This is a genomic window from Enterococcus sp. AN402, from assembly GCF_040719405.1.
Lineage (GTDB): Bacteria > Bacillota > Bacilli > Lactobacillales > Enterococcaceae > Enterococcus > Enterococcus faecalis.
The window spans coordinates 2,728,920-2,749,938 of sequence record NZ_JBFDTM010000004.1; the positions used below are offsets into that span (position 1 = coordinate 2,728,920).

At 39.8% G+C, this 21,019-nt stretch carries 23 protein-coding genes; 12 read left to right on the forward strand and 11 right to left on the reverse strand.

The genetic code is table 11. The features are described 5' to 3' along the window. Positions 1-137: 137 nt before the first annotated feature. The 5 genes from AB1I62_RS14650 to AB1I62_RS14670 all read right to left on the reverse strand — a co-directional run bounded on the left by AB1I62_RS14650 (position 138) and on the right by AB1I62_RS14670 (position 5,384). Positions 138-2,657 carry a sigma 54-interacting transcriptional regulator gene (locus tag AB1I62_RS14650; RefSeq protein WP_002396798.1) on the reverse strand — a complete coding sequence of 840 codons (2,520 nt, stop codon included), beginning with the start codon at positions 2,655-2,657 and terminating at the stop codon, positions 138-140. Positions 2,658-2,804: 147 nt separating this feature from the next. Next, a complete protein-coding gene (locus AB1I62_RS14655; RefSeq protein ID WP_002354796.1) occupies positions 2,805-3,632 on the reverse strand; it encodes a PTS system mannose/fructose/sorbose family transporter subunit IID in 828 nt (275 codons plus the stop codon). Beyond that, positions 3,629-4,444: a PTS mannose/fructose/sorbose/N-acetylgalactosamine transporter subunit IIC gene (locus AB1I62_RS14660; RefSeq protein WP_002365419.1), complete on the reverse strand. Its 816-nt coding sequence runs from the start codon at positions 4,442-4,444 to the stop codon at positions 3,629-3,631. The genes AB1I62_RS14655 and AB1I62_RS14660 overlap by 4 nt, the downstream gene beginning before the upstream one ends. A 16-nt stretch (positions 4,445-4,460) precedes the next feature. Continuing rightward, the gene (locus AB1I62_RS14665; protein WP_002354800.1) at positions 4,461-4,952 is read right to left on the reverse strand and encodes a PTS sugar transporter subunit IIB; all 492 of its coding nucleotides are present in this window, start codon (positions 4,950-4,952) and stop codon (positions 4,461-4,463) included. 12 nt (positions 4,953-4,964) lie between these two features. Beyond that, positions 4,965-5,384, reverse strand: a complete 420-nt coding sequence (locus AB1I62_RS14670) for a PTS sugar transporter subunit IIA (RefSeq protein WP_002354802.1) — start codon at positions 5,382-5,384, stop codon at positions 4,965-4,967. 257 nt (positions 5,385-5,641) lie between these two features. Here AB1I62_RS14670 and AB1I62_RS14675 point away from each other — a divergent pair, with 257 nt between their 5' ends. The 3 genes from AB1I62_RS14675 to AB1I62_RS14685 all read left to right on the forward strand — a co-directional run bounded on the left by AB1I62_RS14675 (position 5,642) and on the right by AB1I62_RS14685 (position 8,501). Beyond that, positions 5,642-6,577 carry an ABC transporter ATP-binding protein gene (locus tag AB1I62_RS14675; protein WP_002354809.1) on the forward strand — a complete coding sequence of 312 codons (936 nt, stop codon included), beginning with the start codon at positions 5,642-5,644 and terminating at the stop codon, positions 6,575-6,577. After that, a complete protein-coding gene (locus AB1I62_RS14680; RefSeq protein WP_002354811.1) occupies positions 6,570-7,340 on the forward strand; it encodes an ABC transporter permease in 771 nt (256 codons plus the stop codon). The genes AB1I62_RS14675 and AB1I62_RS14680 overlap by 8 nt, the downstream gene beginning before the upstream one ends. 186 nt (positions 7,341-7,526) lie before the next feature. Further along, on the forward strand, positions 7,527-8,501 hold the full coding sequence (locus AB1I62_RS14685; RefSeq protein WP_010710860.1) for a tRNA-dihydrouridine synthase: 975 nt from the start codon (positions 7,527-7,529) through the stop codon (positions 8,499-8,501). A gap of 57 nt (positions 8,502-8,558) precedes the next feature. Here the strand turns inward: AB1I62_RS14685 and AB1I62_RS14690 are convergent, their stop codons facing one another. The 5 genes from AB1I62_RS14690 to rpsN form a co-directional block, all read right to left on the reverse strand. Next, positions 8,559-10,094 carry a zinc ABC transporter substrate-binding protein AdcA gene (locus AB1I62_RS14690; protein WP_016616437.1) on the reverse strand — a complete coding sequence of 512 codons (1,536 nt, stop codon included), beginning with the start codon at positions 10,092-10,094 and terminating at the stop codon, positions 8,559-8,561. 20 nt (positions 10,095-10,114) lie between these two features. Next, a complete protein-coding gene (locus AB1I62_RS14695; RefSeq protein ID WP_002383181.1) occupies positions 10,115-10,237 on the reverse strand; it encodes a putative metal homeostasis protein in 123 nt (40 codons plus the stop codon). Between the two features lie 33 nt (positions 10,238-10,270). Further along, on the reverse strand, positions 10,271-11,245 hold the full coding sequence (locus AB1I62_RS14700) for a GTP-binding protein (RefSeq protein ID WP_016616438.1): 975 nt from the start codon (positions 11,243-11,245) through the stop codon (positions 10,271-10,273). A 15-nt stretch (positions 11,246-11,260) separates the two neighbouring features. Continuing rightward, complete coding sequence (rpmG, locus tag AB1I62_RS14705) at positions 11,261-11,410, reverse strand: 50S ribosomal protein L33 (RefSeq protein WP_002354818.1); 150 nt, start codon at positions 11,408-11,410, stop codon at positions 11,261-11,263. 109 nt (positions 11,411-11,519) lie between these two features. Further along, the gene (gene rpsN, locus AB1I62_RS14710) at positions 11,520-11,789 is read right to left on the reverse strand and encodes a 30S ribosomal protein S14 (protein WP_367019378.1); all 270 of its coding nucleotides are present in this window, start codon (positions 11,787-11,789) and stop codon (positions 11,520-11,522) included. A 200-nt stretch (positions 11,790-11,989) separates the two neighbouring features. On the opposite strand from rpsN, the gene AB1I62_RS14715 reads away from it, so the two are divergent. From AB1I62_RS14715 to lrgB, 8 genes are all read left to right on the forward strand, one after another. Beyond that, positions 11,990-12,388 (forward strand): OsmC family protein, encoded by a 399-nt coding sequence (locus AB1I62_RS14715; protein ID WP_002394733.1) that lies wholly within the window; start codon positions 11,990-11,992, stop codon positions 12,386-12,388. 361 nt (positions 12,389-12,749) lie between these two features. Continuing rightward, entirely contained in the window at positions 12,750-13,472 is a 723-nt protein-coding gene (locus AB1I62_RS14720) for an ATP-binding cassette domain-containing protein (RefSeq protein WP_010778020.1), read from the forward strand. Then, positions 13,469-14,140: a methionine ABC transporter permease gene (locus AB1I62_RS14725; protein ID WP_010778019.1), complete on the forward strand. Its 672-nt coding sequence runs from the start codon at positions 13,469-13,471 to the stop codon at positions 14,138-14,140. The genes AB1I62_RS14720 and AB1I62_RS14725 overlap by 4 nt, the downstream gene beginning before the upstream one ends. Positions 14,141-14,152: 12 nt before the next feature. After that, positions 14,153-14,971: a MetQ/NlpA family ABC transporter substrate-binding protein gene (locus AB1I62_RS14730; RefSeq protein ID WP_002354826.1), complete on the forward strand. Its 819-nt coding sequence runs from the start codon at positions 14,153-14,155 to the stop codon at positions 14,969-14,971. 90 nt (positions 14,972-15,061) lie between these two features. Next, positions 15,062-16,831: a sensor histidine kinase gene (locus tag AB1I62_RS14735; protein WP_002367484.1), complete on the forward strand. Its 1,770-nt coding sequence runs from the start codon at positions 15,062-15,064 to the stop codon at positions 16,829-16,831. Next, a complete protein-coding gene (locus AB1I62_RS14740; RefSeq protein WP_002367483.1) occupies positions 16,812-17,540 on the forward strand; it encodes a LytTR family transcriptional regulator DNA-binding domain-containing protein in 729 nt (242 codons plus the stop codon). Before AB1I62_RS14735 ends, AB1I62_RS14740 begins: the two co-directional genes overlap by 20 nt. A gap of 151 nt (positions 17,541-17,691) precedes the next feature. Further along, positions 17,692-18,111 (forward strand): antiholin-like murein hydrolase modulator LrgA, encoded by a 420-nt coding sequence (lrgA, locus tag AB1I62_RS14745; protein ID WP_002354829.1) that lies wholly within the window; start codon positions 17,692-17,694, stop codon positions 18,109-18,111. Continuing rightward, positions 18,108-18,791, forward strand: coding sequence for an antiholin-like protein LrgB (lrgB, locus tag AB1I62_RS14750; protein ID WP_002354830.1), 684 nt, complete (start codon positions 18,108-18,110; stop codon positions 18,789-18,791). The genes lrgA and lrgB overlap by 4 nt, the downstream gene beginning before the upstream one ends. Positions 18,792-18,979: 188 nt before the next feature. On the opposite strand, the gene AB1I62_RS14755 is transcribed toward lrgB, so the two are convergent. Beyond that, on the reverse strand, positions 18,980-19,525 hold the full coding sequence (locus tag AB1I62_RS14755) for a cysteine hydrolase family protein (RefSeq protein WP_010778018.1): 546 nt from the start codon (positions 19,523-19,525) through the stop codon (positions 18,980-18,982). A 165-nt stretch (positions 19,526-19,690) separates the two neighbouring features. On the opposite strand from AB1I62_RS14755, the gene AB1I62_RS14760 reads away from it, so the two are divergent. Beyond that, positions 19,691-20,704 carry an alpha/beta hydrolase gene (locus tag AB1I62_RS14760; protein ID WP_002370135.1) on the forward strand — a complete coding sequence of 338 codons (1,014 nt, stop codon included), beginning with the start codon at positions 19,691-19,693 and terminating at the stop codon, positions 20,702-20,704. The last annotated feature ends 315 nt before the right edge of the window (positions 20,705-21,019 follow it).

Below are 21,019 nucleotides of genomic sequence, written 5' to 3' on the forward strand. Positions count from 1 at the left end.
TTATTGAAACACTTTCTGTTGATAGAAAGTGTTTCAACACAAACTAAAAAAAGTGGGCCATAAGTCGAAATGACTTATGGCCCACTAGCTATATCTTAAAATAATCATCTGAACAAAAGCAACTCTCCCTATAACCCTCACCGAGAAGACAAAATTTCATAAATCACATAGAGTTCCCAGTTGGAAATCTCTATTCGATAAAACTGTTCTAGAGTATAGAAAATGTTTTTAGCATTTTGGAAAAATGGTTTTTGGTTAATGGTTAGTTCCTCGAGGTTAGCAGGGATTTCATAGTCTTCAACGCCGAGCATGGTTCGCTCTACCATGAGCGCGTTGTGCATCATTAAGTTAAATTTCATTTTGCCGCTGAGTGTGAGGTCGAAACGTTTTTCAATGTTTTTTGTAACGTTTTCGACTTGTTTAATAATGACGTCAGGATTTAGAAATTCTAGTTTTTCTGACAAGCCTTCTTTCGAGAAGAAGTGAACAAATTCGTTAATCATGCTATCAATGTTATTGGGATGCATCAAGTTTTGGAAAGGTTCCATCAACTGGGTTCCTGCATCTTCGTCTAACATGTCTAAGAGATTCACGCTAGCAACATTCGTATGATTGTCTAAGTAGGACGTCGTCAAAATGAGCGAGGTTTCTTTTAAATAATTTTCTTCGGCGTTGGCAATGTCTAACGTGTTTACCAAATCTTTGTATTTTAGGGTAATGACTTTAATGTCAGTATACAGGTATTTTTGACAGATTTGTTTGATTTGCTTGGCAATATCCAGACCTGAAATACTAGAGACAATGATATTTTTTTCCACTGAAAAGCCTTCAAAGTACTGTACATCGGTTTTAAATTTTTTTTCAGCGGTTTTAGCAATACCATAGAAAAGTTGTTCGTTCATTAATTGATGACCAATTTCCAACGCATAGGCAGTGGTCAGGTTATTGATCACCAAAAGTTCTCCAAGAATTTGCGGTTTCAAACTTTTATAAAGTTGTGTCAGGGAACCCATATCGACGAGCATAATGACGCCTTGTGATGTGTCCCGCTGAGAAAGCCAGTCTTTAACTTCGGCGACGATATCTCGGACGGAAGAGGTTAAGGGCATGTTAATCGCATCGAAAATATAGGTACCACATAATTTGTTGGCAACGGCTTGAATACTTGTGGCAGTCGATTCACCATGCGCCACGAGGAGCGCTTGGTAAGGAATCGTTTCAGAAATTTCTCCGCTAAGTAATACAGATAAGAGTACCTCTGTCAAGAAACGGTATTCTTCTGGCAGCGGACTGACTAAGTTTTTCACGAGGGAAACCGTTCGCGGATAGTGTTCTTTTAACTGTGTTTGGACTGGAAGGAGCACTGTTTCGTTAAATGTTGGCGGTAAAATTTTCAGCAATTTGGCAACATCTTTCATCGGTTTTTCAGTTTGCTCAGGTTGGTTAATAATTAGTTTGTTTTTGGTTTGGACTTCCGTGACTAGGTTTTGTAAAAAATAATCATTTTCCAAGGTTATTTCATCGTCTAAACAATATTTAATGAATTGTGTCAGTTCAGTTTTTAAGTGGGCCAGTGTTTTTTCTTTTGTAAACAAGGCTTCAAATGTTGCGAAAATATCGGAAGAAAGTGTGTCTTCTTCTAACACTTCTTTGTCTAAAGGAATCGCAATCATTGGTTGAGTCGCATCGCCAATGACGACAGGTTGATTGGGCAAAGTTTTTCGTAATTGCGACGCGCAAAGGAGCTGCACTTTGTTGGATAAACTCCCCACGTTGCCAGGTTCGTCATTTTCTAATAATGCCGTAAAGATTTCTTCGTCCACGTTGATGTCTTTGGTCATTCGTTTCGCTTCTCGGTGGAATAAGTTTTTTAAAATCGCAATCCGTTCTCGAATGGGGCGCTCTTTGAAGTTCGGAAGTGAGACGATTACGGAAATTCGGCGATAAAAGGTTGGTAATAAGACTTTTTTCGGGTTTTCGGTGGTTGCAAATAGTAGCCGGACCTTGGAATGCACCATTTTTCCTTCTTCACCAATGGGGCGGAAGGTTCCTGTATCCATAAACTGAAAGAGTTTTTCTTGGTTTTCGTTGGATAATCGATGTACTTCATCTAAAAAGAGTACGGAATTATTGGCTTGGGCCAAGAGTCCTTGCTTTTCTGATTCAGCTCCAGTAAATGCGCCTTTGGTATGGCCGAAGAGAATGGATGACAGTAATTCGGGATTGTTGGCATAATCGGCACAGTTAAAGGTGTAGAATTTTTCCAGGCCAATGATTTGTTCGTTTTTTAGATACTCATAAATCAGCTTTGCCAAAAAGCTTTTGCCGACGCCACTGGCTCCATGGATTAATAAAGGCATACCCAATGGGGGATACAACATAGCGGCTTTGCATTGTTCAATGGCTTTTTTGGCGCTGCCTTGGCTACCGATGTATTGTCGAAACACATCGGTCGTGGGGGTTGTTGCACGGGTTAATTGCCAATAAACGGGTTTTTTTCCCGTTTGTTGGACTTCACCTTTTTCCAATAATTTATTTAAGTATAAGCTGGTTACCGAGCGGCTTAATTGAATTTTTGTGGCAATTTCTTGTGTGCTCATCGGGGTGTTGCTGGTTTCTAAAATATCAACTAAGTGTTGGTAGGTCTCCAAGCGCATGATTCATCGTCCTTCCAAAAGAGAGGTCGGGACAGGGGTTGCTTCTGTTCCCGCCGTTTATCAGCTTTTAAGCCTGAGATAAAAATCACTTTGGATTTTTGTCTCAGGCTCTAAGTGTTTAATAATTAAATGTTTATTGTTTCAATTTTAACAGATGCCTAGTAATCCTAGCAAGATGCCTAAGAACATGATACCAAACATCACCACGTTAACATTGACTTTTTTGCGTAATAGCCAGAAAGCAAGTAACGTCACGGCTAATGGTACGATACCGACGAATAGTTGATCCAAATAGTCTTGGATTTTAACTACGTCTTTGCTTCCTTTAACGGAAACTTCAAGAATCGTTTTGAATTTTACATTTGAAGCAGTCATACTGCCCATCATCATTAAGCCTAGCATACTTGATACTTTTGTGAGTATCTTCATTCCGCCTGATTCGTACATTTTTTGGATAAAACTTTCACCGATTGAGTAGCCGCTATACAACGCATAATAGTGAATCAGGAACGCAGGAACGTTGTATAAAAGTAAGAAGACAATCGCCCCTAATGGCGAACCAGTGCTGGCTAATGAAATCCCAATACCGGCAGCAATGACACGCAAGATGCCCCAGAAGAAGGAATCACCGATGCCTGAAAGTGGCCCCATTAGTGAGGCTTTAACTGCTGTAATAGAGCTAGCATCAAAGTTTTCGTCTTCACTGTTTTGTTTTTCCATCGAAGCAACGAGCCCCATGATGAAGTTATTGATATGCATGGTTGCATTGAACCAAGTGGTGTGACGCACCAATGCCTCGGCCCGTTCTTCCTTGGTTTTATAAAAACGATTGATAACTGGGAGTAAAGTGTACATGACACCCACTGCGTGGTATTGTGTAGCTCCTGTCCGGCTAGCGTTCATCGTCCAAGAACGCCAGAAAACAGAGCGCATCATTTTTTTCTCTTCTTTAGATAAATTCTCTTTTAACTTCATGCGAAAAAGTCCTCCTCTTCGATTTCTTTCGCGCTGCCTTCAACCGCAGAAGACGCCGCAGGTTTTCTTTTTAGAATGTCGCGAAATTCTACATCCCGTTGGGCACTCACGACACAAATTACTGTCCCGATGACCGCTACCGCAACGGCTGGTAATTGTAGGTACGCGGTTAAAACAAAGCCTAAAATGTAAAAGACGGCTAATTTATTATCCCATAATAGTTTCATTAACATAGCAAACCCAACGGCAGGTAAAAGTCCGCCAGCTGCGCTTAAGCCGTTCATCAAATTTTGTGGAATGCTTTCAACAAACAGATTTACTGGCCCGCTTCCTGCTAAAATTCCGATAAATGAAATCGAAGCGATGATTAAATAATAAATGATCCACGTTCCGTAATGCAGTGTTACAACCATTTTTTGGTTGCCTTCACGTGCTGCTTTGTCAAGAGAAGGAGCAAAGATATTCATAAAGACATTTTTTAAAAACATCACCACGAAAGCGGCTAACATCCCAATTGGTACGGCTAACGTCATGGCGGCTTTTTGTTCGACATTTGAAATAATTGCAAACGTTGTGGCTAAAGTAGTCGCAGTTACAGGTTCCGCTGCGATAACACCACCGATATTAACATTTCCTAAGAAAATTGCTTCCAAAGAGGCCCCCATTAAGACCCCTGTTTTCATGTCGCCCATTAAAATTCCTGTGACTAATCCAACGACTAAGGGACGTTCCATCATACTTTGACCAGTTAAATAGTTCCCAGCAAAACAGATAAATACAGCTAAGGCTGCCATTGTTGCATGCATAAGCATTGTTCATTTCCTCCTTTTAATTGACGGCTTGTTTTAGACTTAATTTTGAGTTGGTTGGCAGGACTTGGTTATAGCTTTCCACGTGAGTCAAACTGGCTAATTCTTTGGCAGCTTCTAACTCTTCAGGGTTTAATTGGACACTTGGGAAAACCATTGTTTTGGTGGCTGGATCTGATTTATCAAAGCGGCCAGCATTGGCAACATTCACACTTTCAATATCTGTCACGTTTTTCGCAATTTTAGTAGCATCCGCTACACTGTTCACAATTACAAAAATTCGTTTGTCTTTACCACGAGGATCATTGAAGACATCAATCGCATCATCGACTGAGCGAATTAATAGTTTCATGCCATTAGGGACAGCCATTTTTAACGTCATTTGCATTACTTCGTTTTTGGCTGCTTCATCATTCGCTACAACTAATAAGGGGGCATTCAATTCTTTGGTCCAAACTACGGCTACTTGGCCGTGAATTAATCTGTCGTCTACTCGTACTTGTGTAATCATTTTAATTTCCTCCTAAAAAAAGTTTTCTTCTTCATTTGATGGGTTTAATTCAACGAATTGAATTTGTGCTTCAGCAATTGCTGCTTGAATATCTTCTTTGGTTAGCTTTTCGCCTTCTTTTAAGAAAATCAGAGATAAGGCAATGGCTAAGTTGGCATTGGAAATGATAAAAACATTGTCTGGTTTTGTCGTCATGACTTCTTGAACAATTTTTTGATTGACACTACCACCATATAAATCTGTTAAAATAATAGCTTGTTCTTCTGCGCCAAGGGACTGAAGAAACGTTTGAATAATTGGCGTGTAGTCCTCAGGAGTCACATAGGCATTGATGACCGCCAGCTCTTTTCCTTTGTCTGCGAGAATATCCAAGGAACTTTGGAAGCCTTTCGCTAAGTTTCCGTGACTAGCAATTAAAAATTTTCTTTTCATTCTTTTCACCTCACTTTTATATAAAGCAAGTTCTGTGCCAACAAAAGAGAACTCTAAATCCTTGATTTGAAAGGGTTTTAACGCTCTTGAAACTGTTTAAACAGTTTCAAGTCAAAATAAACACGTTATTCGTTGGCTAGTTTGTTGTTGAAAAATAGCTAAGCAAAACTGTGAAATTTAATCAAAATAACCCCCGTTTTTATCGAGAAGTGTTACAATAATACTCATGAATATTTATACATTAAGGAGAGTTACGAATGACTGATGCTCTTGTGATACAAGATTTACGCAAAGTGTACGCTTCAGGTGTTGAAGCGTTGCGGGGGATTGATTTAACAGTCGAAGAAGGCGATTTTTATGCTCTTTTGGGACCGAATGGCGCAGGAAAATCAACGACGATTGGGATTGTGACCTCGTTAGTTAATAAGACTTCGGGGAAAGTCAAAATTTTTGGGTATGATTTAGATACGGAAATGGTGCGGGCGAAGCAACAGATTGGGTTAGTGCCGCAGGAGTTTAACTTCAATCCGTTTGAAACGGTCCAGCAGATTGTGGTCAATCAAGCGGGCTATTATGGGGTGTCTCGTAAAGAAGCCATGAAACGGAGTGAAAAGTATTTAAAACAATCCAATTTATGGGAAAAACGGAACGAGCGGGCTCGGATGCTTTCTGGCGGAATGAAACGTCGCTTGATGATTGCTCGCGCGCTGATGCATGAGCCGAAGTTATTGATTTTAGATGAACCAACTGCAGGTGTCGATATTGAATTGCGCCGTGAAATGTGGGCCTTTTTACAAGAGTTAAATGCGCAGGGAACCACGATTATTTTGACGACCCATTACTTAGAAGAAGCTGAGATGTTGTGTCGCAACATTGGGATTATTCAGTCTGGTGAATTGATTGAAAACACCAGCATGAAGCACTTGTTAGCAAAATTACAATTCGAAACGTTTATTTTTGATTTAGCACCTTATACGCAGGCGCCAGTTATTGAAGGCTATCAAAGCGTATTTGAGGACGAGTTAACGTTAGCGGTGGAAGTAGAACGAAACCAAGGAGTCAATCACTTGTTTGAACAGCTAAGTCAACAAGGAATCAAAGTATTGTCAATGCGGAATAAGTCCAACCGTTTGGAAGAGCTCTTCTTGAAGATTACCGAGGATACGTACCAAAGGGAGGATCAACATGTTTAGTCTGTATTTTACTGCTTTAAAAAGTTTAGCTGTGAAGGAAACCAACCGTTATTTACGAATTTGGGTCCAAACACTGGTACCGCCAGTGATTACGACGTCCTTATATTTTGTGATTTTTGGGAAAATGATTGGCGGGCGAATTGGCGATATGGGCGGTTTTTCTTATATGGAATTTATCGTGCCAGGTTTAATTATGATGTCAGCCATTACAAGTTCGTACGCCAATGTTTCATCTTCCTTTTTCTCACAAAAATTCCAGAAAAATATCGAAGAAATTCTCGTGGCGCCAGTTCCAACTCATGTGATTATTTGGGGATTTGTAATTGGTGGCGTTGGTCGTAGTATTTTGGTCGGTGCGTTAGTCACCATCATTTCTCTATTTTTCGTCCCATTGCACGTTGTTTCTTGGCTGATGGTCATCATGACTTTATTGATGACAGCGATTCTCTTTTCTTTAGCTGGTTTGTTAAATGGTATTTTTGCGCAATCCTATGATGATGTATCGATTGTGCCGACCTTTGTGTTACAGCCTTTAACCTATTTGGGTGGGGTTTTCTATGCCATTTCCATGTTGCCGCCATTTTGGCAAGCTGTCTCAAAAGTTAATCCGATTGTTTACATGATTTCTGGGTTCCGCTACGGTTTCCTAGGGGTTCAAGATGTGCCAATTGGTATTTCTATGACCATTTTAATCTTATTTATTGTCGTTTTATATGGCATTTGTTGGTACCTTGTAGAAACAGGGCGTGGCTTACGTAGTTAAGCCGTAAAAAGATTAAACTGTCTGAATCACTCATTCTAGCGAGCAGATTCAGACAGTTTTCTTGTTTCTAAGTATGCTTTTTTGATTCTTCGTGCATTTCCCTGTATAATAGCAATGTTTCGCACCAGAATATGTCGACAATTGTCGTTGAAAATAAAGAAAAAATCAGAAACGGAGTATATGAAGATGAGCAAGAATTTTTGGGCAACATTGCCAAAGCCCTTTTTTGTTTTAGCACCGATGGAAGACGTCACTGATGTGGTCTTTCGTCATGTCGTGAAAGAAGCTGGAGCACCAGATGTGTTTTTTACAGAGTTTACTAATTCAGATAGTTATTGTCATCCTGAAGGGAAAGACAGTGTGCGCGGGCGCCTCGTTTTTACAGAAGATGAACAGCCGATGGTGGCACATATTTGGGGGGATAAACCGGAATTTTTCCGTGAAATGAGTATCGGCGTAGCGGAGATGGGCTTTCAAGGATTAGATATAAATATGGGCTGTCCTGTGCCTAACGTGGCTGAGCGTGGAAAAGGCAGCGGGCTGATTTTGCGCCCAGAAGTCGCGGCTGAATTGATTGACGCCGCCAAAGCAGGTGGCTTACCTGTTAGTGTCAAAACACGCATTGGGTTTACTGAAATGGCGGAAATGGATGCGTGGATTACGCATTTATTAGAGCAAGACATTGCGAATCTATCCATTCATTTGCGAACACGAAAAGAGATGAGTAAAGTGGATGCCCATTGGGAGGTCATTCCGCAAATTATGGCTATTCGGGACCGTGTCGCACCGCAAACGACAATTACGATTAATGGGGATATTCCCGATCGTCAAAAGGGCCTAGAATTAGCAGAACAATATGGTGTAGATGGCATCATGATTGGTCGGGGGATTTTTAAAAATCCTTATGCCTTTGAAAAAGAACCCAAAACACATACACCACAAGAATTGCTGGGCTTGCTACGTTTACAATTGGATTTGCAAGACAAATATGCGGAATTGGTGCCTCGCTCCATTGTTGGGTTGCATCGCTTCTTCAAAATTTATGTCAAAGGCTTTCCAGGTGCCAGTGATTTAAGAGCACAATTAATGAATACAAAATCAACGGATGAAGTGCGCCAGTTGTTAGCGACGTTTGAAGCAGAACATGGTGTGCTTGACTAAATAAAAAAAGAGAGGAGGTAGCATTTTAGCTAATGCTATCTCCTCTCTTTTGAATGCTTAATGCGCAATCATTTCTTGGGCAATTTCTTGTTTGCTTAAGTCGCTTGGATAATACGTTGGCCAGTTGTCCATTTCATTGAACAGACTTTCTTGGCTATCGCCGCCGAAGAAGATGTGGAAATGAGCGGCTTTCGTTGGTGCGATGTTGTGGTCGCTAAATTGGACGTATTTAAACCGCCCAGCATTGGCATCGTCTGTTTCAAAAAGGAAACGGACGCCACGGTTGCCTTTTGCATAGTTTAAAATTTTATAACCGGCTGCTTTATAGGTGAATTTTTGTGGTTTGCCATCGACCAGAAACTCGATGGTGGAATCAGTGATGTTGATGTGGTCGACATCGGTTTGATAGCCGGCATCATAGTAGGTTTTGTATTCGGCTGGTGTTTTATCTTTTTTCAGTTTCGCTTTGTAATCGAAGACTTGGTCTAATGTGCCATCTTTTAATAAAGGATAGACGGATTGCCAATTTCCAGCGTAATCTGTCAGTGTTCTCTCAGCCACCTCACTGTCTTTGAAATAGCCGTTAGCCACGGTTTTTTCTGTTTTTTCAGAGGTTTCTGGCTGAACCTCTTTCCCAGCTGTATCTGTTGTTTTTTTCAAAGCAGTTAAGTTTTCTTTCATTACAGAAAGATAATCTTCGCCATTGTCCATTTGTTTTTGTGTCAAACTTTCTAGCGGGTTTAGGACTTCCAATTGAACATTCGCTTCGTCAGCTAACGTTTTAGCAATTTTATCGTTGGCATTTTTTTCAAAATAAATATAGCGAATTTGATTGTCTGTGACATATTTTTTCAACTCTGCCAAGCGCCCTGCAGTTGGCTCTTGTTCAGGTGTTAAACCAGCTATTGGCACTTGTTTTAAGCCGTAATCTAAGGCAAGATAACCAAATGCAGCATGTTGGGTAACAAAACTTTTTTGCTTAGCGTCTTTCAAAGCTGTTTGGAACTCTTTGTCTAAGGCTGTTAATTTTGTTAAGTATTTTTCTGCGTTTGTTTCAAATGTTTTGGCTTTTTTAGGGTAAAGTTTGACTAATTGTTCTTTGATGTTTGTAACTTCTTGGATGGCACGATGGGGTGAAACCCAAGTATGCGGATCTAATTCATGGTGGTGGCCTTCTTCGCCATGTTCGTGGTCATGGTCGTGTCCGTCTTCGTCACTGCCAGGAAGTAAGACCATGTTTTCGGTACCTTTAATGACGTTCGGGGCTCCTTTTTTCCAACCTTTAGCAGCTTTGGGTACCCAAGATTCCATATTTTCATTGTGGTAAACGAAAACATCCGCATCATGGATGGTAGCCATATCTTTGGCGGATGGTTCATAATCGTGGGGTTCAGAACCAGCAGGGATTAACAATTTGACGTCTCCTTCATCGCCTACAATATTTTTAGTGAAATCGTACATAGGATAAAAAGTCGTGACAATGGATAGTTTTTCTTTACCGTCAGCGGTTTTATCAGAGGTGTTTGTTTTGCCGCAAGCGCCGAAAAGGATTAGCGATAAGGCGGCTAACAGGGGAAGAGTAAATTTTTTCATAGGTGTGCTCCTTTAGTGAATTACGCAATTTTCTTTTGTTTATTGCGCTTATGTTCTTTAATGATTTTAAGTGCGCGTTTTCGTGTTTTGATGTTGGGACTTTTCAGTCGACGATAAGCGCTAGATAAGTCAGTTTTTTCCATTATATATAGGACCTCCATTTCGTAAAAAATAATTTACGGAGTAGCTATTTTGTTGAGGGTTTGAAAGGTTTCTTGGATTTTTTTTGTCTCTAATTCTTTGCCAATCAGAACAATTGTCGTTTCTTGAGGGGGTTGATTCGTCATTTGAAAGGCCACTTGCTGGTTGACGCCTTGCATGGCAATGGCCAAGTCATGCTCCTGTAAGGCGAGAATCCCTTTGAAACGGTATAACTTTTCCTGATGTGTATACATTAACCAATCAAGCCAACGAGTGAAAAGAGGTTCGTTGAGGGCTGAGGACGCCGTTAACGTAAGGGAGTGAAAGGTATGGTGATGATGCTCGTGGGCGTGCTCATGCGGGGAATGAGTCATTTCGTGTTCTGTAAGTGTCGCCGTAAACTTATTTAATTGAAAAAAGTCACTAGCCAAAAGAGGCTCGTTGGCTTGAAAGGATAAAATATCAGCAAAAGGATTAATGGTACGAAGGGTTTCTTGGAACGTTGGTAGCTGAGTGATGTCTGCTGGTTCCTTGACAGAAAAAAAGAGGCGATCTGCTAAGGCCAGTTGTTTGATGGCTTCGGCTTCTTGAAGTTGCTGTTGCCAATGATGCCCATCAACGACCGTTAAGAGACTGTCTATATAGAAATGATTTTTGATGTGCGGGGTCGTTAAAATTGTTTGAATGATTGGTTGCGGATCAGCAATGCCCGTTGTTTCTAAAATGACTTGGGCAACGGTTTGTTGTTCTTCTTGGTACACTTCTAAGATTGCTGATAAAGAGGCAAGAAGATCTCCTCGTAAGCTGCAACACATGCAACCGTTATTTAATTGAATAATTCGTTCCGTGGTTTGTAAAAGTAATGCGTGGTCAACGCCTGTTTGACCAAATTCATTTTCAATAATAATAATTTCTTCTTTAGGAAACGGTGACTGCGCAAGCGCATGGTTAATTAAGGTTGTTTTTCCTGCGCCTAAAAAGCCAGAAACAATGGTGATTGGAATGCCCATCAAGTTTTCCTCCTGTTATTTGACTTCAGTGAAAAGTGCGCGGCGCCGTAGTTTTGGTGAATATTTTTTCAGCTGTAATTTTTCTGGTGTATTTCGTTTGTTTTTACTTGTTAAGTAAAGGCGCTCGCCAGTTTCAGCGCAAGCTAACGTAATGGTTTGGCGCATAGTACCGTCCTCCAATTTGATTTTTTTAATTGCGTATAAAGATAAAGGGGGCTGCGAGGTCAGCCCAAATGCGACTGTCCTCGCTAGTTGTCTTTATCGAAATAATGAGTTACCAGCTTGCTTTTTTGACGCCAGGAATCAAGCCTTGGTGAGCCAATTCACGGAAACGAATCCGAGACATGCCAAATTTACGCATGTAGCCACGTGGGCGCCCATCTGTTTGATCGCGGAGTTTTAAGCGACTTGGATGAGCATCTTTTGGCAATTTGCTAAGATCTTCATAATCGCCAGCTTCTTTTAAGGCTTGGCGAATAGGCGCATATTTTGCAATCATTGCTTGTTGTTTTTTTGCTTTAGCAATTTTTGATTTTTTAGCCATAAGGCACTTCCTTTCTTTTTGGATTTATAAAATCTAAATCGTAATGGTTACGATTTGAACGGAAGTATAATATCAGGTGTTGCGTTGTTTGTCAAGTGAGAATTTCGTTTTTTTTAGGACTTGCTAAGTTGAGAAGTTAGAAATGTTTGTTTTAGCGCTGTTTTGTAGTATCTTTTAAGAAAGAGTAAAAAGGAGTGAAGATGGCAATGGTAGAACGTTTGACGATTATTCGTGGTGTGGAAAAATTTGAATTACAAACGAAAACAGCGCGCTGGGTGTTAGCAAAAGAAGAGGGATATTCGCCAGTTCAAATGCTCGTTTCGGCAATTGGCGCTTGTGGGGGGTACGTGTATCAATCCGTTTTGGAAAATTCGCACATTCCCTTTGAGTTTGAAAAAATAGAAGTCACGTATTCAAGAGAAGTAGAGAGACGCGCACAACCATTAAAACAGGTGACGATTCTCTTTTATGTGTCTGTTCCAGAAGCCTTTCAAGCACGGGCGACACGGTGTTTGAAGCTTGTCTCCCCAAACTGTCCAGTGATTCAATCATTGGCTGAAAGAATTACTGTCGAAGAAACAGTTGTATTTAAAAAGTAAACTATTAGAGACATTATCGTTACGAGCGCTTTTCCCATTTTGGATGCCTCGTTTCTGAGAATGTCTTTTTTTAGAGGAGCGTGGGGAAATAGCTGTAGAAACAGGAAATTTTTAATTCATTTGTACAAAATAATACAGACAAAAAACAGATAGTGTTTTTTTCACAAATAAAAAGGTTGCTTTTTTTTCTGTTTTAGTAGATGATGTAAGTAGTTACATCTCTGATATAACGCTGTTTTGCGAAACGTGTGTTATTTTTTAATTCGTAATAGTTTTTTTAAATCGTTTCACAGAATTACTTTAATTGTTATACAGTTTTTTTAGTTGTTATAGTTTGTTTGTCGGCCTTTAGGAGGTAATCATGATTGAGTTAGTGAATGTGTCGAAAGTCTATCAAGAGACACACGCGTTAAAAAATATTCACTTTTCTGTCCAACCAGGAGAAATCGTTGGGATTGTTGGGAAAAGTGGCTCTGGCAAGTCCACGTTGTTACGTTTGTTGAATTTAATGGAACAACCGAGTGAAGGGGAGATTCGTATTGATGGCAGAAATGTTCAAACCTTCTCTAAAAAAGAAGTTCGCCAGCAGCAACAACAAATGGGGATGGTGTTTCAACATTACAATTTGTTAGAAAATTTGAAAATTTATGATAATGTTGCGTTGCCTTTGAAACTTTTAAAAGAGAAACAGCCTGAAAAAATTGAGCGTTTATTAACGTTTGTTGATATGGCCCATAAGGCAGAAGCGTATCCTGCTCTGCTTTCTGGTGGGGAAAAACAGCGTGTCTCTATTGCTCGAGCGTTGAGCCGTAATCCAAAATGGTTATTATGTGACGAGGCAACGAGTTCATTAGATGAAGAAAATACAGAAAGTGTCGTTCGACTATTACATAAGACGCATCAGGAATTCCGACCGACTATTTTCTTTGTCAGTCACGAATTAGAAACCGTGAAGCGCTTATGTAATCGTATCTTAGTGATGGAAAAAGGTCAGTTAATTGGCGAATTTCTGAATAATCCTCAACAATATGAGGAAGAACCGCTTTCCTATTTAGAAAAAGTGGAAAGGAGTTTGCGCCCATGACTTTTTCAGAAACCTTTGTCGAATATTGGCCATCTATGCTGATTGGTTTAAAAGAAACAGGGATTATGATGTCGATTTCGATGGCTATCTGTTTGCTTGTTGGCTTGCCTTTAGGCTTAGGACTATTTTTGGCTAATCCGAAAGTCAAAGGACATCAACCTTGGCTATACTGGGTTTTAAATTTCATTGTAACTGTTATTCGTTCGTTTCCTTATTTATTATTTGTGATTGCGTTGATTCCAGTTACTCGTTCTGTTTTAGGAAAGGCATTTGGCCCAATTCCTTCATCTGTGCCATTGAGTATTGTTGCGATCGCGATTTTTGCTCGCTTGGTTGAACAAGTGCTGTTGGATGTTCCAGGAGAAATTTATTTTTTAGCTAATTCGTTAGGTACCTCGAAAGTCCAATACATTTGGCACTTTTTATTGGTGGAAGCACGTAGCGGATTGGTCCTTGCTTACACAACCACGACAGTGAGTATGGTTTCATATTCCACGGTGATGGGTGTTGTTGGTGGCGGCGGGATTGGCGATTTTGCAGTTCGTGTCGGGTATCAACGGTATGAATACGGTATTATGTATGTTGCCATTGTGATTATGATTGCACTGGTCTTCATTTTACAAATGCTTGGGAACTTCATTGCCCAAAAACTAGACAAAAGAAAGTAGGAGGACAAAAGAATGAAGAAGTTTTATTTAGCAACATTCGCTGTTATTGCAACAGTCATTTTAGCTGCCTGTGGGGGAAATAAACAAGCAGATCAGAAAGAAGACAAGGAGATTACCGTTGCCGTGCAATTGGAATCTTCAAAAGATATCTTGGAAATTGCCAAGAAAGAAGCTGAGAAAAAAGGGTACAAAATTAACATTATGGAAGTGAGCGACAATGTTGCCTACAACGATGCCGTGCAACATGACGAAGCGGATGCTAATTTTGCGCAACATCAACCTTTCATGGAAATGTTTAACAAAGAGAAAAAAGCTGATTTAGTGGCTGTTCAACCGATTTATTATTTTGCTGGTGGTTTCTATTCAAAAGAATACCAAGATGCGAAAGATTTACCTGAAAATGCCAAAGTGGGGATTCCTAGCGATCCAACCAATGAAGGTCGTGCTTTAGCAATTTTAAATGCAAACGGCGTGATTAAATTAAAAGAAGGTGTCGGCTTTAACGGCACGGTGGCAGATGTCGTGGAAAATCCTAAAAACATCACTTTTGAAAGCATTGATTTACTGAATTTAGCTAAAGCCTATGATGAAAAAGACATCGCTATGGTGTTCTGCTACCCAGCCTACTTAGAACCTGCTGGTTTAACAACGAAAGATGCGATTTTGTTAGAAGATGAAGAAGCAAGTAAACATTACGCATTGCAAGTTGTGACACGTAAAGGCGAAAAAGATAGTGAAAAAATCAAGGTTTTAAAAGAAGCGATGACAACAAAAGAAGTTGCTGAATACATCAAGAAAAATTCTAAAGGCGCCAATATTCCTGCGTTTTAATGAATAGAAAAAATGAAGCCTCTTTTTGAGAAGCTTCATTTTTTTCTTTTCCTTGATTTATAGTATAGTTAATAGGAAGGAGGTGCCGGTGTGGTCGAATTATTTATTTTAATGATGGAACGGGTGGGCTTAATTATTTTACTGGCCTTTCTTTTAGTGAATGTGCCTTATTTTAAGCGTGTTTTATTAAGTCGTGAAAAAATGTCTTCAAAAGTTCAGTTGATTTTGATTTTTGGTTTATTTGCTATTATTTCTAATTTTACAGGTATCGAAATCGCTAAGAATCAGATTGTTCCCAATAATTTACTAACCTATTTAAGCAGCAATGCTTCCATTGCGAATACGCGTACGTTAGTAATTGGCGTTTCTGGATTAGTGGGTGGTCCGATTGTCGGCAGTACGGTTGGTTTAATTGCTGGCTTTCATCGGGTTATTCAAGGCGGGGGGCATAGTTTCTTTTATGTGCCTGCTTCTTTAATTGTTGGCTTAATTGCTGGTTTTTTAGGGAGCCGCATGGCAAAGCAAACTGTTTTTCCGTCTGCCGGCTTTTCTGCCATTGTCGGAGCGTGTATGGAAATGATTCAGATGATTTTTATTTTCTTTTTCAGCGGTGATCTAGCGGATGGGGCTACGTTGGTTCGTTTTATTGCGCTGCCGATGATTTTGTTAAATAGCGTAGGAACGTTTATTTTTATGTCGATTCTAACGACGACATTGAAACAAGAAGAGCAGGCCAAAGCGGTTCAGACGCACGATGTTTTGGAATTAGCAGCGGAAACACTGCCATATTTTCGAGAAGGCCTCAATAAAAATTCCAGCAAAAAAGTTGCGGAGATTATTAAGCATTATACAAAAGTCAGTGCGATTAGCATGACAAACAGTCATCAAATTTTAGCTCATGTTGGCGCAGGAAGCGATCATCATATTCCAGAGCTAGAAGTCATTACGGAGCTTTCTCGGGAAGTGTTACGGACGGGCCAAATGACCATCGCGCATGCCAAAGAAGAAGTTGGTTGTTCGGACCCTAATTGTCCGTTGCAAGCGGCGATTGTGATTCCATTATTTTCCCATCAGCAAATTGTTGGCACCTTAAAAATGTACTTTACGGATCCAGCGCAGTTAACGCATGTCGAGGAACAGTTAGCAGAAGGTCTTGGGACAATTTTTTCTTCACAAATTGAATTAGGTGAAGCGGAAGTACAATCAAAATTACTTAAAGAAGCTGAAATTAAATCCTTGCAAGCGCAAGTGAACCCGCATTTCTTCTTTAATGCCATCAATACTATTTCCGCATTAATGCGGAAAGACAGTGAAAAAGCGCGGAAACTATTGCTCCAATTAAGTAAATACTTTCGAGGCAACTTGCAGGGAGCCGTGCAAACTACGATCCCAGTTTCACAAGAACTAGAACAAGTAAAAGCCTATTTGTCATTAGAACAAGCACGGTTTCCGAATCGTTATCAAGTAACATTTGACGTGGAAGAAGCGGTTGCTTCAGAAAAAGTACCGCCGTATGCGATTCAGGTGTTAGTGGAAAATACCATCAAGCATGCATTTGGCAGCCGGAAGGAGAACAATCAAGTCCGGGTAGTGGTCAAAGCAAAACAACACAAATTACATGTGGATGTGTATGACAATGGGCAAGGGATTCCTGAAGAACGCCGCTTGCTATTAGGAAAGACAACAGTGACTTCGGAAAAAGGCACCGGCACGGCACTGGAAAACTTGTCCCGCAGAATGGCGAACCTTTATGGATCAGAAGGTTGTTTTTTAATTGAAAATTTAGAAACAGGCGGGAGCCATGTTCATTTAGAAATCCCGATGGAACAGGAGGAATTAGATGCACGTATTAATCGTTGATGATGAGCCCTTAGCACGAGAAGAATTGAGCTATCTTGTTTCCCAACATCCGCAAGTGACGAGCGTTGCAGAAGCGGATTCTGTGGCGGAGGCAATGGAAGAGATGATGGATCAAAAGCCAGATTTGTTATTTTTAGATATTCATTTGACCGATGAAAGCGGGTTTGATTTAGCGGAAAAATTAACCCATCTTAAAAAAGCGCCCTACTTGGTCTTTGCAACCGCCTATGATCAATATGCGTTAAAGGCCTTTCAAGTGAATGCAAAAGATTATATTTTGAAACCTTTTGAAGAAGAAAAAATAACACAAGTCATTGAAAAAGCATCGAAAGAAATGGGTCAAGCTGTCCCAGAAAACACTGCCGAAAAAGGACCAAAATCTGAAGCAATACCTATTCAAGGGGAAGACCGCATTTATCTTGTGGCGCCAGAAGATATTTACCTCGTTTCTGTCGAAGAACGGCAACTGAGCATTTTTGTGGATCAACAGGTCTACAAGATGACAGGGACCCTCAACAGTATCGAACAAAAATTACCTGCCACGCTCTTTATTAAAACGCATCGAAGTTTCATCTTGAATCGAACAAAAATTCAAGAAATCCAGCCGTGGTTTAATAACACGTTGCAAGTAATTTTAACCAACGGCTCAAAAGTACCTGTTAGCCGTTCATACGTCAAAGAATTTAAAGAAAAACTTGGCTTAAGTTAAAAAATCACCACTTGAAATGTCGAATGCATTTCAAGTGGTGATTTTTGCATTTGGTGAAGAAATTCTGGCATTTCATGAAAAAAAGCCCTTAAAAAAACGTTTTCTTTATATACTTAACCCATAGAAAACAGACAAAAGGGAGCGAAGAAGCATGGAAAAGAAAGTATATTCATTTTTACAACAAGCAGCAGTTTTTGCCATTATTATGTTAATCGCCAACGGCTTGGCGTTCATTTCCCCAATACCAATGCCTGCTTCAGTAATTGGCATGGTGTTATTGTTCATTGGTTTATGTACAAAAGTTGTTAAATTGGAGCAAGTGGAAGGGCTAGGTAATAGCTTATCAACGGTTATTACATTTTTATTTGTTCCTTCAGGGATTTCCTTAGTTAATTCTTTAGGGATTATGCAACAATTTGGCGTTCAAATTGTTTTTGTTATTTTAGTAGCAACATTAGCGTTACTAGCAACGACTGGTTGGACGGGCGCCTTTTTATTGCATATGAAAGATGCTCGAAAAGAAAAAGAACCCGCAGCAACGAAGAAAGCGAAAGGAGAGGTTCGCGCATGAATCCGTATGTTGGCATTATTATTTCATTAGCTGTATTTGGCATAGGTACTTGGTTGTTTAAAAAAAGTAAAGGTTTCTTCTTATTTACGCCATTATTCGTTGCGATGATTTTAGGCGTTGTCGTTTTAAAAGTAACAGGAATTAGTTACGAGCAATACAATGAAGGTGGCAAATATATCAGCTTCTTTCTAGAGCCTGCGACAGTAGCGTTTGCGATTCCTTTATATAAAAAGAGAGACGTGTTGAAAAAATATTGGTTAGAAATTTTAACGGCGTTAACAATTGGTTCTTTTGGTTCGCTAGTGGCTGTTTATTTTGCAGGAAAAGTGATTGGCATGGATAATCATTTAGTGGCCTCAATCTTACCACAAGCAGCTACAACAGCGATTGCCGTACCTATTTCTCAAACTGTTGGTGGCATTGCTTCCATTACGGCGTTTACTGTAATCTTCAATGGTGTACTAACCTATGCCTTGGGCCGAATTGCATTGAAATGGTTTAAAATTAACAATCCAATCGCCAAAGGTTTAGCTTTAGGTGCGGCCGGACATGCCCTAGGTGTGGCAGTTGGCATGGAAATGGGCGAAACAGAGGCTGCTATGGCTAGTATTTCTGTCGTAGTGGTTGGCGTAGTTACTGTTTTAGTAGTTCCTTTCTTTGCAACGGTCATTGGTCTATAAAAAAGTGGGCTTCCCCACTCTTTTATGAGTAGCTAATTTCTATCAGCTAGCAGACTCTGCTTATTCTGTTCCCGCCGTTTATCAATTTTTAAGCCTGGGACAAAAATCCAAAGTGATTTTTGTCCCAGGCTTTTTTGTGTTGTTTACACGATTTTTTGAGTATAGATAGGTCGGATTGACCAGTCTTTTTATAGAATGGTTGCTCCTAAAGTTTGTTTAAAGTGGCGTAACGCCCATTCGTGTCCTTGTTCATCAAAACTAGCAACGGCATGCTCGGGAATCATTAATTGATAGCCTAAATTATAGGCATCAACAGCCGTATGCAACACGCAAATATCTGTACAAACACCAGTTAAACAAAGCTCTGTAATTCCTCGTTCTCGTAACCGAATGTCCAAATCCGTGCCACTAAAAGCAGAATAGTGCCGTTTGTCCAGCCAATAAACGGTTGCCTCATTTTTGTGAGCTTGATAAAAATCAGCTAGCGAGCCAAACAGATTACGCCCGTCAGTTCCTAAGACATTGTGGGGCGGGAAAAGTTTATTTTCAGGATGATAGCGATCTAGGGGGTCATGCCCATCAATGGCAAAAACCACAAAATCGCCATTGTCAAAATAGTGCTTTGTTTGTTGAACAAGGGCCGTTTCAATGGCTTGTCCAGCGGCACCAGTGGTTAGTTTTCCGTCTGTGGCGACAAAATCATTCGTATAATCAATGGAAATCAGAGCTTTCATTTGGCAACCTCCTAAAGGTTAAAGTCATTTTGTTCATTTTACAGCTTTTAAGAAAGCATTTCAAATGATAAAAGTACATCAAATTCTAAAAAAGCTGTTTCAAAATAAACGCTTTGGCTAAAAAACATGCTATAATTTTGCTACAAATTAAAGCAGGTGAATAGAGTGAAAAGAAAAATCGTACGTTTTATCCTTTGGTTGTTAGGAATCCTTGTGGTTATTTGCTTAGGCGTGTTTCTCGCCTTTCAATTATCTCCTAAGCCAGGCGCTTGGGTCATCAACCAGTTATTCGCAGGCGAAGTTGAAATAAAAGATTCAGCTTCCTATGATAAAGCATTACCCAATGTCCAATTGCAAGAAAATCAAACATACCCTTCTTCAAGAAAAAAGAATACCTTTGATTTGTATTATCCCCAAACGTCAAAACAAGCGGTACCAGTCGTTTTATGGGTCCATGGTGGTGGCTATGTGGGAGGAGATAAGTCTGGGATGAAAGAGTTTGCGACACGTTTAGTGGCTGATTCCTCAGTTGCCTTTATTTCAATGAATTATGAATTAGCACCAGACGCACCTTATCCAAGCCAGCTCCAGCAGGTCAATGAACTTGTTCAATTTTTATTAGAAAAGAAACAAGCGTATCCCATGTTAGATTTATCTAAGCTTTTTATTGGCGGGGACAGTGCGGGTGCACAGATTGCTCTACAATATGCAACAGTTCAAACCAATGCCAACTATGCCAAAGAATTAGGGATGACTGCAGCGTTGCCGGCTAGCCATTTAAAAGGCACACTCTCGTATTGTGGTCCGGTGGATTTGAAACAAATGGCCAACCAACAAAGTGATAATCGTTTTATGAAATTTTTCGTTAAAACAGTGGCTTGGTCCTTGCTCGGCACTAAAGACTGGCAGACGAGTGCAGAACTGCAAGAAGTGAGTTTAGTGGATAAAGTCACCAAAGAATTTCCCCCGACGTATCTAACAGATGGCAATAGTTTTTCATTCCAAGAGCAAGGACTAGCCTTGGTTCAGCGGTTAAAAACTTTAAATGTTCCAGTTTCAGCTCTCTTTTTCAAAGATAAGAAAGCAACGATCACCCACGAATATCAATTCGACTATCAAACAAAAGAAGCTAAACAATGTTACCAAGAAACAGTCCAGTTTGTGAATACGTATAAATAAACAGAGGCCTTAGAAATATTTCTAAGGCCTCTGTTTATTTATTTTTGTCATTTTTTTAGCTGAGAAATATGTATAAATTAAACAAAAATGTTTATTTAATGATGTTTACATGAGAAAAAATCCGTGCTATACTACGAACTCGTTTGTTAATTTTAATGTTAAAAACAACGTTTTTGTTATTTTTGTGAACAAATTAACATTTTATCTTACAAAAAACAGCAAAAAATTCGTTTAGTTAACAAAAAGAAAATTAAAAAATAAATTTTTTTTTTGAAATTAAGAAAATATCTTTAAAAAAATCAGAAGAAAACTTCG

What these genes read in the sequence shown, in the direction of transcription:
- AB1I62_RS14650 (WP_002396798.1), bottom strand. Translation starts at nt 2,657, where the DNA reads ATGCGCTTGGAGACCTACCAACACTTAGTTGATATTTTAGAAACCAGC.
- AB1I62_RS14740 (WP_002367483.1), top strand. Translation starts at nt 16,812, where the DNA reads ATGCACGTATTAATCGTTGATGATGAGCCCTTAGCACGAGAAGAATTG.
- AB1I62_RS14670 (WP_002354802.1), bottom strand. Translation starts at nt 5,384, where the DNA reads ATGAAAAGAAAATTTTTAATTGCTAGTCACGGAAACTTAGCGAAAGGC.
- AB1I62_RS14720 (WP_010778020.1), top strand. Translation starts at nt 12,750, where the DNA reads ATGATTGAGTTAGTGAATGTGTCGAAAGTCTATCAAGAGACACACGCG.
- AB1I62_RS14660 (WP_002365419.1), bottom strand. Translation starts at nt 4,444, where the DNA reads ATGCTTATGCATGCAACAATGGCAGCCTTAGCTGTATTTATCTGTTTT.
- AB1I62_RS14675 (WP_002354809.1), top strand. Translation starts at nt 5,642, where the DNA reads ATGACTGATGCTCTTGTGATACAAGATTTACGCAAAGTGTACGCTTCA.
- AB1I62_RS14725 (WP_010778019.1), top strand. Translation starts at nt 13,469, where the DNA reads ATGACTTTTTCAGAAACCTTTGTCGAATATTGGCCATCTATGCTGATT.
- AB1I62_RS14680 (WP_002354811.1), top strand. Translation starts at nt 6,570, where the DNA reads ATGTTTAGTCTGTATTTTACTGCTTTAAAAAGTTTAGCTGTGAAGGAA.
- AB1I62_RS14715 (WP_002394733.1), top strand. Translation starts at nt 11,990, where the DNA reads ATGGCAATGGTAGAACGTTTGACGATTATTCGTGGTGTGGAAAAATTT.
- lrgA (WP_002354829.1), top strand. Translation starts at nt 17,692, where the DNA reads ATGGAAAAGAAAGTATATTCATTTTTACAACAAGCAGCAGTTTTTGCC.
- AB1I62_RS14695 (WP_002383181.1), bottom strand. Translation starts at nt 10,237, where the DNA reads ATGGAAAAAACTGACTTATCTAGCGCTTATCGTCGACTGAAAAGTCCC.
- AB1I62_RS14755 (WP_010778018.1), bottom strand. Translation starts at nt 19,525, where the DNA reads ATGAAAGCTCTGATTTCCATTGATTATACGAATGATTTTGTCGCCACA.
- rpsN (WP_367019378.1), bottom strand. Translation starts at nt 11,789, where the DNA reads ATGGCTAAAAAATCAAAAATTGCTAAAGCAAAAAAACAACAAGCAATG.
- rpmG (WP_002354818.1), bottom strand. Translation starts at nt 11,410, where the DNA reads ATGCGCCAAACCATTACGTTAGCTTGCGCTGAAACTGGCGAGCGCCTT.
- AB1I62_RS14665 (WP_002354800.1), bottom strand. Translation starts at nt 4,952, where the DNA reads ATGATTACACAAGTACGAGTAGACGACAGATTAATTCACGGCCAAGTA.
- lrgB (WP_002354830.1), top strand. Translation starts at nt 18,108, where the DNA reads ATGAATCCGTATGTTGGCATTATTATTTCATTAGCTGTATTTGGCATA.
- AB1I62_RS14730 (WP_002354826.1), top strand. Translation starts at nt 14,153, where the DNA reads ATGAAGAAGTTTTATTTAGCAACATTCGCTGTTATTGCAACAGTCATT.
- AB1I62_RS14655 (WP_002354796.1), bottom strand. Translation starts at nt 3,632, where the DNA reads ATGAAGTTAAAAGAGAATTTATCTAAAGAAGAGAAAAAAATGATGCGC.
- AB1I62_RS14690 (WP_016616437.1), bottom strand. Translation starts at nt 10,094, where the DNA reads ATGAAAAAATTTACTCTTCCCCTGTTAGCCGCCTTATCGCTAATCCTT.
- AB1I62_RS14685 (WP_010710860.1), top strand. Translation starts at nt 7,527, where the DNA reads ATGAGCAAGAATTTTTGGGCAACATTGCCAAAGCCCTTTTTTGTTTTA.
- AB1I62_RS14700 (WP_016616438.1), bottom strand. Translation starts at nt 11,245, where the DNA reads ATGGGCATTCCAATCACCATTGTTTCTGGCTTTTTAGGCGCAGGAAAA.